Raw genomic sequence first — 13,360 nt, 5'->3', positions numbered from 1 at the left:
CCATCACCCGCACCATCCGCGACCACAACAGGGCCGCCAAGCCATTCGCCTGGACCAAGCCTGCCGATACCATCCTCGCCAAGCTGGCCAGACTTCCTGCACCCTCTGAATGAGTCAGTGCACTAGGTGGACCTGGAGCAGCGGGTTCGCCCTGCCCCCCGCTGCGGGCGACCCGCGGCATCGTCAATGCGGCGCTGAGCGGGATGCCGCCGGAGCGGCTGCTGCGTGCGCTGCTGCTGCGGGCTGTCTACTCGATCTGGTCAGAGCGGCCACTGGTCGAGCGGCTCTAATTCAGCCGGCAGTTTCGTTGGTTCGTCGGCCTCGGTGTGGGCGACCCGGTGTGGGATGCCACCAGCTTCAGCGCCCTGTTAGTCGCAACGCACCAAGAGACTGTCCGTGTCCGCTGTGCGGCACTTGTGGACCTCCAAGCTTTCCGTCGATAATGCCGGACACAATCCAGCCGCTCAGCTTTCGCTCACATCGGCTCGCCCGGGCTCTCAACCGGCTTCCTTGTCCGCAATCCATCTCAGCAAGCCCATGCCCTACCCACAAGGTCGCCGAAATCCATGACACCGCGGTCAGGTTCATCTGCGTTGCGGAGCGTTTTCTTCTGCCTTCTGATTGGCCTCGTGGGCATCACCATCCACCTTCAAACTGCGCTCCGGCCAGATGGGATCATGGCGACCCGGCAACTCCGCGACACGGATGCCTATGTTCGGACGATCAGGGTTGAGCGTCTGCGTGACACGGGCCGCTGGTACGAGACGGATCTGCCGCAGCTGAACGCGCCGGAGGGTCTTTCCCTGCATTGGACCCGCCCTCTGGACGTCCTGATCTTGCTGCCTGCTCTGGCGGCGGAGATCATCGCGAGGATTCCTTCGAAAGTTGCGATCTTCTGGGTCGGAGCATGGATCTCGCCACTACTGCATATCGCGTCTGCACTCGCCGCCGCCTGGGCGGCACGTGCTCTATGGCCCGGCAGCGAGGCCTGGATTGCCGCACTCATTGTCCTCAGCCACCCTGTCTTGCTCTTTGCTTATGGTTCGGTTGGCTTCACCGACCATCATGTGCTGCTGCTTCTCCTGGCCATCCTGGGCATTGGTGCCGCATTGCGCGCCATACTCATCCCGGACCAGGCGCGTTGGGGGCTTATCGCCGGAGGCATGTTCGGAGCAGGCCTCTGGATAGGGCCGGAAACGCTGCTGATTGCCGGTCCCGTTCTCGGCGCGTTTGGCCTGTCTTGGTGGCTGCTCGACACAGGCCGACCCATTGCGCAGCAAGGTGCGCGGATCTCATTCGGCATGCTGGGCGTCGTGACGCTCGCGATCGCTGTGGAATACCCCCCTGCCGATTGGCTGCTCGGCGCGTACGACAAGGTTTCTGTGCAGCATGCCCTGATGGCACTTTTCGCCGGAGCCGTATTTAGCGTCTGCGGTCTGATCTCCCCCGGCGCGCATCGCGGGAGTAAGTTCCTGGCCGGATCAACTGCGGCACTTAGCGCAGCAGCCTGTCTGCTCGTCCTCTATCCGCATGTCCTTTCATCCTCGCAGGCAGCGGCTGACGCGAGCACGGCGGAGAAATTTCTGCCTTTCGTCAGGGAAATGGCCCCGGTACCGCTGAACTTGGCGAGCCTGCCCGACCTGCTTGTCTATGCAACCGGCCTGGCGCTGTTTCCGGCAGTGCTGGTGATGCTCCGTGATCGGGGATGGCCCGCTGGGCTGCTGATCGGCGCGGTCCTGGCCTCAACATGTCTGGCGACGATTCTCCATCGTCGATTTTCCGTTGATCTGATTGCCGTTGCGGGCCTGTTGGGCGCGGGGTCGGTCGTCCTCGTCGCGGAGCACTCCAGGTTCAAGCGTGAAGCTCTCCGCGCGGTTGCTGCCGGAGCAGCCATCGTCGTACTGATCGGGGCGCCTTACCTTGGCTTGGCGTTTATGATGAAGGAGACCGGGAACGCCAAAGACAAGGCCTGCGACTGGTCAACCCTGGCCCACTGGCTCCATGACCAGCCTCTCCGCGCTCCGCCCGACATCCAAGAGCCCGCAATCATTCTTACCGACACGCCGGACAGCACTCCTGAACTGGCCTATCGCACGCCTTACCGTTTTGTGGTGTCGCCTTACCACCGCGCTGGATCGGCGTTCCAGGACACCTTTAATGTCATGACCGCCGCCCGTGACGAGGACGCGCTCCGCATCCTTCAACGCAGGAAGGTAAGCTTTATCCTACTTTGCACCAAGTCCCGCCCCTCGAATCTTGGGCCGATGGACTCCAGGAGCCTCGAGGCCAGGCTGCGCGCGGGCAACAATCCGGAATGGCTGGAGCCCATTACGCTGCCCGAATCACTCGGTGGTATGTTCCGGCTTCTTCAACGGCCGTGATCCGCAACTGATTCTCCGCAGGGAAGGCGGCTTTATGCTGCCTTGTCGCGCGCACTTATCCGCGCCAGAATGTTCTATCAATACTGATGGTGAGGGGCGTACCCCTTCAGTGATGCCGATACTGCGCACCCGTCCCACCCCGACCTCCGTGACCAATTCTCGACCGGTTCGTTCATTCCTCTGCTGGGGTGCCGTGGCGCTGCTCGGTGCTTCCGCTTCCCCCGCCTTTGCTGAAGCGCCAAGGGCACCAGCAATCATTGCGCAGGAGGCGGATGCTGCCGCCGCGGCGGATTGCGAGCAGGCTGGTGAGCAGGCCGAGCGTGACTTTGCGCTTCCGCGCGGCCTGCTCCGGGCCATCGGGCGTGTGGAAAGTGGCCGCAAGGAGCTTCGCACCGGGCGCTACTCGGCATGGCCTTGGGCAATCAATGCTCAGGGCCAGGGCATGCTTCCTGAAAGTCGCGACGAGGCAGTGAACCAAGTCCGGAGTCTACAAGCACGTGGAATCCGCTCGATTGACATCGGCTGCTTCCAAATCAACCTGCTACACCACCCCAACGCCTTCCGCGGTGTGGAAGAAGGTTTCGACGCGAGGCGAAATGCGAGTTACGCTGGGCAGTTCCTGACCTTTCTGTTCGCACGGACTGGCAACTGGAACGATGCCGTCGCCGCCTACCATTCGGCAGAGCCGGAGCGTGGAAGCGCCTACCGCGCGCGGGTGTTCGCGAGTTGGACAGGGAGCGATCAGGTCCGGGAACCAGCCAGGCCAGCGCGGCGTGCCGCCGACCCTGTGACCGTCCTGTCCACCTTCCTCCCGTCGGTACGGGTTTGGCGACCTGGAGTTGCCGGCGACGCTGCTGGCCTTCCTCGCGTCACCAGCCCCGGCACCGCGAACAGGATGCTTTCCTTGCCCTGATCAGGAGCAGCTGGGTGCGGCGGTGGGGAAGTAGGCAACGGAGCTGAGCGTAATCCCGCTGAATGGTCCGGGCAGTGCATTTCCGGCCCAGAACCGGGAGGTAATCGTCACCATCACGAATGGCACCGCAGACCGGCAGACCACCGATTGCTGCACGTCATCCGCGTTGATCACTCCGGGGAATGTCCAGCTTGCTGCAGCGCTGACGGCGTAATCGGCGATATCCGGGCAGTTCGCTGCTTCGATCGCCGCACAACGTGCCGTCTGAGCGGCAACAGATTGCAAAGCGCCTCGCGTCCACATCAGTAACCCTGCACCGATGATGGCGAGGCAAAGTGGAATGAATAGGCTGGCGACCAATCCGAATTCTAGCGCCGTTGCTCCGCTCCGGGCCCGGCGCAGATCCGCAAGCCGTCTCATCATTGCAGACGCATCGCCACGGCTTGATCCACCGTCGGGCTCGCCAGGAAGCTGTAGAGGGGCATGATCGGGGTGAAGGTGTACGACGCCCTGAACGTCAGATAGACGCTGGCCGGCGTCGCTTCCCCGGAGGGACTGACACAGGTCCCGGAACAGGTATAATTGGACGTGTTGACGGGACCGGAGAACGTCAAGCTGGCTGGCATCTCGTTGAGGCAGTAACACGCCAGTTCCGGAGTGGGGACATCGACCCCTGGTCTCAGTCCTGCCAGGGCCGAGCCCTGCTGGACAATCTCCTGAACCAGGGTGAGCGATACGGCGGGGCCTTTCAGCAAGGCGTACTGCACACCCTGGGCCATCCCATTCGCCAGCGCGCTTCGGCCGGCGATGAGCAGTCCGAAATCGACGATCGCGCCAAACAGGAAGAACAGCAGGGGCGAGACGAGGGCAAACTCGAGAGCAGCGAGTGCGCGTTGGTCAGGCCAAAGGGCAGAGCGGAACCAGGTCATCTTACAAGCGCGACAGTCTTGGTTGCTGGCAGGCTTCCATAATCCAGAAGCCCGTACTGGTCACAGTTCGAAGCCAGATTGGCTGTGCCAGCCACCTTGATCGTTGATGCAATGACTTGAAGGCAGCCCATTGTTCCGGCGTCGGACGTCCCGGAGAAGCTAAGATCCCCTTGGGGAAAATAGACCAGCCCTGTAATCGCCGTCGTCGAGTTGCCGGTGATCTTCACGGCTCCTTCGGAAGTGCCCGCAAAAACCACGCCGGGTATCGCGCCACCACTGGCATTCGCGGTGGTGGCAGCCGTGAGCGTCACTGTCGCATGACCATCGATATTGACCGCCCCGGTGGTGACAATCGTGACGCCGGTGCCCGTGATCTCGGCTCCGGCCCCGATGGAAATTGACCCGTTCACGATGTAACGGCCCGGTGCGAGATTCAGCTTCCCCTTCACCGTCCAGCTTGAACTCACGCCGTTGTCGGTCGGATTGAAGGAGGCTGTCCCCGATTGAACAGTGCGGCTCGAGCCGGAGCCTGGACTGAGGAGGGCAATGGCATCCTGGACCGGTGCGTAATCCTCATACGGATCCGGAATTTGTCCTGCATGCTCGTGCCGATTGTCCGCATTGATCCCGGATATGGTGCCACCCGCATAGATGCCGGCATCTGCCTCGACCGTGCCGTTTCCATTCTTCCTGATCCCGGAGTTCGAACGGATTGAGCAACCGGTGAGTGTGACATCGACATTTCCTGAGAACGTGGCGTCGTCACCAGTGGTGATGCCGTCGACACCCTCCCCAAGGGCGGTCATGCAGGGTTGTGGCCCGGCTGGCACGACGCCGATCTCCGCAACCGTCTCGGCAGTGATGGTCATCGAGGCGCCGACGCCTGGGAAAATGCGCGAGAAGGTGGTCGTGAGGGCACGTCGAACAGTCACTTTGACTGCGTCCGCATGCGCATCCCGCAGACCGGTCACCAGGTCTACCCTGATCTGGCCGTCAACCAGGGTTTTGGCGGCATTGCTCCAGCTGCGCGTCGTGCCGCCGGCCACACCATTCAACCTTGCCAAGTTAGCTGCCGTGCCAGTTGCTTTCTGGGCATTGCTGTTCTGGGCGTAATTTGCCGCCCCCGCCCATGCCGCGATGTCGGCGGCGCGCTGCAATTCGACTTGACTCGTAGACCACCACGCCACCTCGATTCCCATGGCTGCCGACATGAGCATCACCGGCGCCATGATCCCGGTCATGATCGCGACGGAGCCTTGCCTCTGTCTCAACAGGCACTTTGCCCGACGAGGCAGCAACCTCATTGCCCTGGACCAGCAGCCACTTGCGTGCGGTATCACGTTACGGACCGACTGGTGCAAGCGCGCCGGTGCCGAGCGCCTCGTAACCTAGCAGAGCGCGCTCGACCTGCTCGGGCGTGAGGTCCTGACTCAAGATTCGTCGTGCCGCGTCCTTGTCGCCCGCCATCATCAGAACGGCCGCCAGACTGTGGCGCAGCCTCGGCGAAGCATCCACATTTCGTGCGAGCGAGGCGAGAAGCGGAACAGCATTTGCGGCCTGGCCGTTCAAGGCCATGGAGAGAGCGAGGTTCACCTCTGGTCCCCGCATCGACGGGTCTGCGCCGAGCGCCTTGCGGTAAGCATCCTGGGCGCTGGCGTGGTCACCCTGCAGGTCGCGCGCAATTCCCAGGTTGTTCAGGGCCGCCGCATTCCTCGGCTCCTTCTCCAGGACACTGAGGAACAGCAACTGAGCCTGAGCCGGGTCGGAGGTAAGGCGCAGTCGGCCCAGGCCCATCTTCGCCCCGGCCGAATTCGGATCTATGGCCAGGGCTTTCGTGTAGCTCGCCAAGGCGTCATCGGTCCGGCCCAGAGCCGCAGTCGCATCCCCATGGCTCACCAGAGCATCCACGTCGTGTGGGTTCCGGGTGAGAACGCCCTCGGCTACCCTGGCCGCAACGTCGGGAGCCCCGCTTTCCAGGGCCGCTCGCGCTACGCTCAACCCAGGCGGGCCAGCGCGCAGCTGGGAAGTGTCCTTGCCCGAGCAAGCCGCCAGTAATGACGCCAAAATCAACAGCGGAATCCGCATTCGTCGTCCATTACTTCCCCATGCCCATCACCTGAACGAAAGCTGGGCCGCCAACAACCAGGAAGACGCATGGAAGGATGAAAATAATCATTGGAACAGTCAGCAGCGCGCCAAGGCGGGCCGCCCTTGCTTCGAACCGCGTCAAGGTCTCCTTACGCAACTCGGATGAAAGAAGGCGCATGGAATGGCTCAGCGGAGTGCCGTATTGCACCGTCTGCGACAGGGTCTTGGACAACCGGACCAGGCCATCGATGCCGGTACGGGAGCCAAGCTGCATCAGTGCTGCGCGGCTGTCGGTCATGATCTGCATCTCATGGGCGGTGAGCGCCAGCTCGCGCCCGATATCCGCGTTGCCCTGCTGCATCTCCTCGGCCACCCGGACAATGGCCGCCGTAAGGCCCAAGCCGGCCTGGGCACAAATGACGAGCAGATCTAGCGCATCGGGCAGACCCTGTTCAACGCGTTGGATGTAACGCTTGCGCTGGTGCTTCACGATGAAGTCCGGCAGCAGCATTCCTGTGAGACCCGCGGCAATTGTCAGGCTCATCGCGAAGAAAGATGGGATGGACGTGCCTCGCACGGCCAGCCAGGTGAGTACCGGAAGACCCATCATCAATGCGATCTTGCCACCGACGAAGAGCTCCAGCCCATTAGCTCCGCGTAGTCCGGCGGAAGCCAGGGTCTGCTGGAGCTCCGAGCGGGTGCGCGCTGACAGAAGGCCGGTCCGCAGGATGAGCTGGCCGAGCCGCCGGATCAGCCGCGTCCAAGCCTGACCTATCGCTTCGCGGGGGCTGCCGGGCTCACGTGGCTGCGCCAACCCGCGACTCAGTTGGACGCGGAACTTCAGACGCTGCTGGCGTTGGAGTACCCGAAGCAGCACCAATGCTGGCACGAGGACCAGCAATGTCGCCGTGCCAGCAAGGCCGAGCAGCAACCCCTGACTCACGATAGGCTTCTCTTGATGATGCTGCGCATGACGAGTCCGCCGCAGGCGAGCGACAGAATAGCACCGCCCAGGATGAACTGACCCAGGCTGGTATTGAACAGAACTGACATGTAGGCCGGGTTCAACGCGTAAAGACCCAGCCCGACCAGGACCGGCAGTCCGGCCAACATGAAGGAACTTGTCCTGGCCTCGGACGAGAGCGCGTAGCCCCGGGCCCGGAGAGCAAGGCGCTGGCGGATGAGCTCGGCCAGGTTGTCCAGTGTTTCACTCAGTCCGCCGCCGGTCTGAGCCTGCAGAGCGATCGTGATCGCAAAAAATCGGTAGGCCGGCAGGTCGTTCCGACGGGCCATCTCCTCCGTCGCGACGTTCAGCGGAACACCGACTGAAAGGTCGTTGACCAGCTTGGCGAACTCGGTCGAGGTCGGCGCAGGCGCCTCGCGGGACAAGGCAGCGATCGCACCAAGCACGGGCATGCCGACCTGCACGGATCGCACGATCATGGACAGCGCATCGGGGAATTGCTGGAGCAGTTGCTCCTGCCGCCGCCCGGTGATCCAGCCGAAGAAGGCCCGGCACAGCAGGATCCAGAACAGGGGCCAAGTCAGGATGCCAAGCGGCCCGAGGACACTCGACGCAATGCCTGCCGCCGCGCGCGTCACGGCGAGAGCCACGCCCAGAACGACCCACCAGGGCAGGGGGTACTGGTCGCGCTTGCTCGGATGAAAGCCAAAGATGGAGGCCGCGAGTTCGGCGAGCGTGGCCTTTCGCGGTCCCGGGCGAAAGGCGAGCAACTCAGCGCCCGCCACCGCCCGATAAGGGGCTACGGCATCCCGGATCCGCCGTGCCCGCTTCTGCCGCCGTGCCTCCGCTTGTGAAACCAGCAGGCCGCTGAAGGCGAACCCGATCAGCCCGAGGAAGGAGAGCGCAACCAGGAGGAGAGACTGCCCCGAATTCATGTCACCTCCCCGGCGAGGGCGGCGGCCCACATCCGGTCGAGCCCGAAATAGGCAAGCCGCTCCTGAAAGTTCGGGGGCAGCCGATTCACTCGATACCGGCCGACCAGACGCCCATCCGGTCCCTGGCCCTGGAACTCGAACTGGAAGATCTCGTTGGTCTGGATGATGTCGCCTTCCATTCCGACGACTTCCGTCACCTGCGTGATTCGCCGACCGCCATCGTGATGGCGCTCCACCTGCACGATCAGGTCGACAGAGCTCACGATCTGCGTGCGGATCGCGATGGAGGGTAGCCCGGTGGACCCCATCTGGACCATGTTCTCGATGCGGGAGAGCGCATCGCGCGTGGTGTTGGCGTGGATTGTCGACATGCTGCCGTCATGGCCTGTGTTCATCGCCTGCAGCATGTCAAAGGCTTCAGCGCCACGGACCTCGCCGATGATGATACGGTCCGGGCGCATGCGCAGCGCATTCCGAACAAGGTCGCGCTGGTTGACCTCGCCTTTGCCCTCGAGGCTCGCCGGGCGCGTCTCCAGCCGCACCACATGAGGCTGCTGGAGCTGCAGCTCGGCAGCGTCCTCAACGGTCACAACCCGCTCGCCGACCCCGATCATGCGCGACAGCGCGTTCATCAGCGTTGTCTTGCCGGAACCGGTACCGCCGGAAATGATGATGTTCAGCCTTGCCTGGGAGGCTATTTCAAGGACACGCGCAACCTGTGGCGTCAGCGCCCCAAATCCGACAAGCTGAGCGAAGTCCATGACCTTCTTGCCGAACTTCCGGATCGAAACGTAAGGACCATCGAGCGCGAGTGGCGGAAAGACGATGTTCACGCGCGAGCCGTCCTTCAGCCGCGCGTCCACCATCGGGCTTGCTTCGTCGATGCGGCGTCCCACGCCGGCCGCAATGCGCTGGCACACATTCATCAGGTGCCCGGTGTCCCGGAAATGGGCCGCCGAGAGGAACACCTTGCCACGGCGCTCGACGAAAATCCTGTGGGGGCCGTTCACCATGATGTCGTTGATCGAATCGTCGGCGAGAAGTGGCTCCAAGGGACCGAGGCCGACAATATCGTTCACCAGGTCAGCAGCCAGCTCGCGCTGCTCGCGAGCGTTGAGCTGCAGCCGCTTCTCGGTTGCCACCTCGGAGACAAGACGGCCGATCTGCTCGATGAGGCGGCCGCTCGGCATGGCGGCGATCGCCGCCGGCTCAAGCCGTGCGAGGCAGAGACGCCGGACTTCCGCGATGCTCTCGGAGGCAATCCGAGAGGGCGCTTCCACCATGGCGGGCGGGTCTGCCGCCTGCAATGGCTCGGCACGCTCCGTCACCGTTGCAGTGGCGTTCAGGGTGGATGTTGGAGCGCGTCGGCCGAAGGCGACTGCTTCTCGGGACATGCTCACGGCGAGCGCCTGAAGATCCGCCAGCGTGACCGGCCACGCTCACCTGCCTGACCCGGTGCCACGCCATCCGCTGAATCCAGAAGCCGGACGAATGCCACACGGTCGGCCAGCGCCAGGATGCCGTCACGAAACCCGCCCCGGCTCTTTATGGCAACCTCACCCATCGTGGCCGCATCGCCGACCTGCCGTGGCAAATCTGGTATTGCCACATCGACCTTCATCGCGAGGGCGTCCTCCACCTGGCGCAGCGGGAGGCCGCTAGGAATACCCAGGCGATTCAGGACGACCACCGGGCGCGAGGCCTGGTTCCTCCCCGTGTGCAACGAAAGCAGTCGCAAGGTCGCCCGCACAGAGGCCAAGGTCGGCGTTATGACGAGCACGTGCTGGTTCGCGAGATTAGACAGCTCGTCACAGGCAGGCGTGCGGCGGAACGGGACATCGGCAACGATAAAGTTGTACCGTGCGCGTAGAGCCGTGAGCAGCAGATCCATGGCACCGGGCGCGTAGTTCACTGAACTCGTCAGGGGCTCTTCGCCAGCAAGGACATGCAGGCGTTCCGTTGCGGGTTGCGCCGCCCGCTCAGCGAGCAGGGCGTCGATCCGGCTTGGCGCTTCCAGTGCCGATCGGAGCCCTGGGCCTGGCTTCAGATTGAGGAGAAAGGCGGCATTGCCGAGATAGAGATCCGTGTCCAGCAGCAGCGTGTGCCGGCGCATGGACACGCCGAAGTGCCAGGCGAGGTTCGTGGCCAGCGTCGTTGCGCCGACACCGCCGCAAACTCCGGTAATCGCGACAGTACGGCCGCCCTGCACGTTCTCCGTGGTCGGTTCACGACCGGCAATCAGCATGCCGAAGTTGCGCGCTACCTTGTCATGCGTGAGAGGTTTTGGAAGGTACTCATTGGCGCCAAGATTCCGGGTGACCTCTCGGTAGAAGTCCAGACTCGCGGAATCACCAATGACCAGCATGCAAACGTCGGGTTCCACAACCTCGGCCAAGTCGGTCAGGGCAGAGAGCGGCTGTTCCTCGCCGCTCACATCCACGACCATGGCGCGAGGCGTGGCCATCTTCTGCATGGCAGCGATCGCAGCCCGTACACCGCCACGCCTGACCTCAAATCCGCTTGGCACGGCGTCGGCCAAGCCCTCTCGGAGAGCATTCTCGGACGCGGCGTCAGCGACGAAGGCAATAAGGGCTTGCCGGTCATGCCGACCCGTTCGCCGATCTGCGTCCGGTGCGGCCGGCCCGCCCTGATAGGAAGTGCCGTCGGGCATGACTACTGTGCTCCCTCGGAAACACTCGCCTGAGGCAACGGTTTGGACTGGCCCTGCCAGAGTTGCTGAAGGTTGATGACGGCTGCGCGCGTATCCGTCCTGCCCTCGCTGCGGCCTTGAATGAGGTCGCGTGGATTGGCAGCCATCGCCGCGATGTTGGCGGCATTAGAACCTGTCGGCACCCAGACGTCAGTCCGCCGGTAGGGGTCCGTGCTGTCGCATCCGACGACCACGAGAGCCGTCACGGTGAGGAGGAACGCTCTCATTGGACGATGAAGCCTGCTTCGCCAGGGATGCGTACCCTGGCCGGACGCGGACCTTGGCCGCGGCTGACCTGCCGTCCCTGAAGGATCCGTTCAAAGTCCGTGGGTGGCGTGTAGCCATCCGTCGGGAGACGCAGCGCCGTGGCGTCGCTGACAGGGCGAGCAAGGATGGGGGTCACGAGGATGACCAGCTCGGTTTCCCGGCGCTGGAAAGCATTTGAGCGGAAAAGCGGCCCGAGCACGGGAATCTCGGCCAGGAAAGGGAACCTGCTGACGCTGTGCGTCGCCTCGTCCTGGAGCAGACCGGCGATGGCGAAGGTCTGGCCGCTACCCAGCTCCACCGTGGTCTCCGCCCGGCGCACCGTCAGCGCCGGAATTTGAATGCTGGAGGTTCCGGCGATCAGCTGCACGGCGCCCTGATTGGTCAGCTGGCTCACTTCCGGGCTGACATGCAGGTTTATGCGCCCGTCGCTGAAGACGGTGGGAAGGAAGGACAGCGAGATGCCATATTTTTTAAACTCGACATTGACCTGACCCTCCCGCTGGCTCACCGGGATCGGGAACTCGCCGCCAACGAGAAAACTGGCGGGCTGCCCGCTCAGTACAGTCAGATTTGGCTCGGCCAGGACGCGCGCCAGATTGTCCTGCGCCAAGGCGTCAATGACGCCAACGAAATTGATCGAGCCCGCGCCGCGGGCTGCGAGGGGCGAAAGCGTTCCCGTCACGGCGATGGCGCCAAGGGTTTGCCAGTTGATGCCAAGGTTCTGGACGACCGAGCGCGACATCTCCGCGATTCTCACCCGCAAGGTGACCTGCATTGTGGACTGCACGCTGAGCTGATTCTCGACGGACTGGTTCTCTCCAAGAAAGCCGCGGGCTATCGCCACGGCCTGTGCCGCATCGGCCGGGCTGTTCACTGAGCCGCTGAGAAGCAGCCCTCTGCCATGCGACTGCACACGAATTCGGCCGGTGGGGATAAGCCGGGCTATGGCGGATTGCGCCTCCGCAGCATTGAAGGCGGAGGGCTGCACCGTCACCTCGTACTGCGCGATCAACTGGCCTGCTGTGCTCATCGCAGCCACGGTGGTGCGTCCGGGGCCAACACCGAAGACGAAGAGGCTCGTGGCGCTGGCCGGACGCACTTCGGCCACCTTCGGATCGGCAACGAAGACATTGGCCGCCGCCGAACGCAGCGTCAGGACGCGGCCTGAGCCGGACTCAATGGTGAGCGTTGACTGGGTACCGGAAGGGGCCGGCACGGCGCCTGGACCCGATGGAGCCTGGGCCAGCGCGTTTCCGCAGCCCAGCAGCCCGGCCAGCACAGGCAGAGCCTGAGCGAAGCGGCGCGGCTTCCACATCAGAACTGGAACTCCTTTCCGTCCGCCGAGCCCTGGAAGACCCGGAGGACACGGGGAGTGCCGCGCGCGACATCTCGCCCCAAGGCCGCCGACACGTCGCCGGCCCAGGTTGGATTCGTCTGGGTCTGCAACTCGGGCTTGTAAACTCCGCCCTCTCCCCTGGACGCGCTATCGACGGATCGTACCGAAAGGGAGAGGCGCCCGACCCGCATCGCGACCGAGATGCGCTCCGCATCATTCGGCGGCACCTCCAGGGTGACGGTCCGGGCATTTCGCGGCGCCCCGTCAGGGGCAACGCCCTGGACGATCTGCTGGTCGATCGCAATCACGCGCGTGTCGGCCAGGATTGTCTCGGCCGCGATGCGCCGCCCGACCGGAAGCGTCGGGTCGCTGATCTGCTGCGTCAGGATGACGTCCACACGGTCGCCCGGCCAGATCAGGCCCGCCGCTCCTGCTACCACGTCGACGCTGACGCTGATCGCACGCATTCCGGGGCCGAGGACGGCCGCAAGAAATCCGTGATCACCTGGATGCATGACGTCCTTCGTGCGAATGGCGTCGCCCACCGAGAGGGTGCTGCGAACCATCGCGCCCACGAGCGCGCGGCGCGCATCCGGCGTGTCGATGGTCGCCTCCTCGCCCACCTGCCGGCGAGTGGTTTCCATGACTTTCAGATCTTCCGGCTTCAGCAGATTGCCAGGGCGGATCGCTCGGGTCGTCACCAGCACATTGACCTTGGCGGACGCGGCGACCATCGCCGGATCGGGGGGCGGAGGGCGCGTCGCGACCCAGGCGACGGTGCCGAAGCCCAGGAGCCCCAGCGACATCAGCGCGAAGAAGGCAAGGCGAAGGATCATT

General features: G+C 63.9%; 12 protein-coding genes and 2 pseudogenes. 4 read left to right on the top strand and 10 right to left on the bottom strand.

All coding sequences use genetic code 11. The features are described from left to right. The 4 genes and pseudogenes from GSE44_RS10450 to GSE44_RS10440 all read left to right on the top strand — a co-directional run. Window positions 1-113 (top strand): annotated as a pseudogene (locus tag GSE44_RS10450) (IS630 family transposase); the annotation flags it as partial. A 13-nt stretch (window positions 114-126) separates the two neighbouring features. Then, window positions 127-362, top strand: a pseudogene (locus GSE44_RS25670) (transposase); the annotation flags it as partial. A gap of 267 nt (window positions 363-629) precedes the next feature. After that, entirely contained in the window at window positions 630-2,381 is a 1,752-nt protein-coding gene (locus GSE44_RS10445) for a hypothetical protein (protein WP_159348731.1), read from the top strand. A gap of 193 nt (window positions 2,382-2,574) precedes the next feature. After that, window positions 2,575-3,294 carry a lysozyme family protein gene (locus GSE44_RS10440; protein ID WP_159348730.1) on the top strand — a complete coding sequence of 240 codons (720 nt, stop codon included), beginning with the start codon at window positions 2,575-2,577 and terminating at the stop codon, window positions 3,292-3,294. Here the strand turns inward: GSE44_RS10440 and GSE44_RS10435 are convergent, their stop codons facing one another. The 10 genes from GSE44_RS10435 to cpaB form a co-directional block, all read right to left on the bottom strand. Beyond that, window positions 3,295-3,714 carry a TadE/TadG family type IV pilus assembly protein gene (locus tag GSE44_RS10435; RefSeq protein WP_268893647.1) on the bottom strand — a complete coding sequence of 140 codons (420 nt, stop codon included), beginning with the start codon at window positions 3,712-3,714 and terminating at the stop codon, window positions 3,295-3,297. It lies immediately after the preceding gene. Beyond that, the gene (locus GSE44_RS10430; RefSeq protein WP_159348728.1) at window positions 3,714-4,223 is read right to left on the bottom strand and encodes a TadE/TadG family type IV pilus assembly protein; all 510 of its coding nucleotides are present in this window, start codon (window positions 4,221-4,223) and stop codon (window positions 3,714-3,716) included. Before GSE44_RS10430 ends, GSE44_RS10435 begins: the two co-directional genes overlap by 1 nt. After that, the gene (locus GSE44_RS10425) at window positions 4,220-5,527 is read right to left on the bottom strand and encodes a pilus assembly protein TadG-related protein (RefSeq protein WP_268893644.1); all 1,308 of its coding nucleotides are present in this window, start codon (window positions 5,525-5,527) and stop codon (window positions 4,220-4,222) included. The genes GSE44_RS10430 and GSE44_RS10425 overlap by 4 nt, the downstream gene beginning before the upstream one ends. Before the next feature lie 37 nt (window positions 5,528-5,564). Beyond that, window positions 5,565-6,308, bottom strand: coding sequence for a tetratricopeptide repeat protein (locus GSE44_RS10420; protein ID WP_159348726.1), 744 nt, complete (start codon window positions 6,306-6,308; stop codon window positions 5,565-5,567). Between the two features lie 10 nt (window positions 6,309-6,318). Further along, a complete protein-coding gene (locus GSE44_RS10415; protein WP_159348744.1) occupies window positions 6,319-7,242 on the bottom strand; it encodes a type II secretion system F family protein in 924 nt (307 codons plus the stop codon). Window positions 7,243-7,250: 8 nt separating this feature from the next. Next, the gene (locus GSE44_RS10410) at window positions 7,251-8,045 is read right to left on the bottom strand and encodes a type II secretion system F family protein (protein ID WP_159348725.1); all 795 of its coding nucleotides are present in this window, start codon (window positions 8,043-8,045) and stop codon (window positions 7,251-7,253) included. A 161-nt stretch (window positions 8,046-8,206) separates the two neighbouring features. Beyond that, the gene (locus GSE44_RS10405) at window positions 8,207-9,400 is read right to left on the bottom strand and encodes a CpaF family protein (RefSeq protein WP_235924701.1); all 1,194 of its coding nucleotides are present in this window, start codon (window positions 9,398-9,400) and stop codon (window positions 8,207-8,209) included. Between the two features lie 206 nt (window positions 9,401-9,606). Beyond that, on the bottom strand, window positions 9,607-10,881 hold the full coding sequence (locus GSE44_RS10400) for an AAA family ATPase (protein ID WP_159348724.1): 1,275 nt from the start codon (window positions 10,879-10,881) through the stop codon (window positions 9,607-9,609). A gap of 262 nt (window positions 10,882-11,143) precedes the next feature. After that, complete coding sequence (locus GSE44_RS10395) at window positions 11,144-12,466, bottom strand: type II and III secretion system protein family protein (protein WP_159348723.1); 1,323 nt, start codon at window positions 12,464-12,466, stop codon at window positions 11,144-11,146. A gap of 35 nt (window positions 12,467-12,501) precedes the next feature. Then, on the bottom strand, window positions 12,502-13,359 hold the full coding sequence (gene cpaB, locus GSE44_RS10390) for a Flp pilus assembly protein CpaB (protein ID WP_159348722.1): 858 nt from the start codon (window positions 13,357-13,359) through the stop codon (window positions 12,502-12,504). Window position 13,360: the final 1 nt, after the last annotated feature.

The sequence above is a fragment of the Muricoccus harenae genome (assembly GCF_009848505.1).
In the GTDB taxonomy this organism is placed as follows: Bacteria; Pseudomonadota; Alphaproteobacteria; order Acetobacterales; family Acetobacteraceae; genus Roseomonas; species Roseomonas harenae.
Note: the sequence above shows the minus strand (reverse complement) of the source record. Positions and strands in the feature narration are given on the sequence as shown.